Source organism: Aeromonas aquatilis (assembly GCF_054052405.1).
This window is the reverse complement of sequence record NZ_JBSTYP010000205.1, coordinates 1-300: the sequence shown is the minus strand read 5'-3', so window position 1 is coordinate 300 and position 300 is coordinate 1. Positions and strand designations below refer to the sequence as shown.

The 300-nt window shown below is 56.7% G+C and carries 1 protein-coding gene; it reads left to right on the top strand.

The window, feature by feature from the left end; translation table 11 throughout:
• On the top strand, nt 1-300 hold a 300-nt coding region (locus tag ACW5W8_RS24040; protein WP_498630924.1), incomplete at both ends, for a Mu-like prophage major head subunit gpT family protein.

Below are 300 nucleotides of genomic sequence, written 5' to 3'. Positions count from 1 at the left end.
CCCTCTTCACCGGCTTCAAGAAGAACTTTGAAGACGCCAAGAGTGAAGCGCCTGCCCAGTACACCAAGATCGCCACCGTGATCAAATCGACCACCAAGTCCAATACCTATGGCTGGTTGGGCAAGTTCCCCAATCTGCGCAAGTGGGTCGGTGATCGGGTGATCGAGTCGATGAAGGCGCACGGTTACCAGATCGTCAACGAAGACTTTGAGGCCACCGTCGGCGTCGATCGCAACGATATCGAAGATGACGAGCTGGGTATCTACGCGCCGATGTTTGCCGAGATGGGCCGTTCGGCGG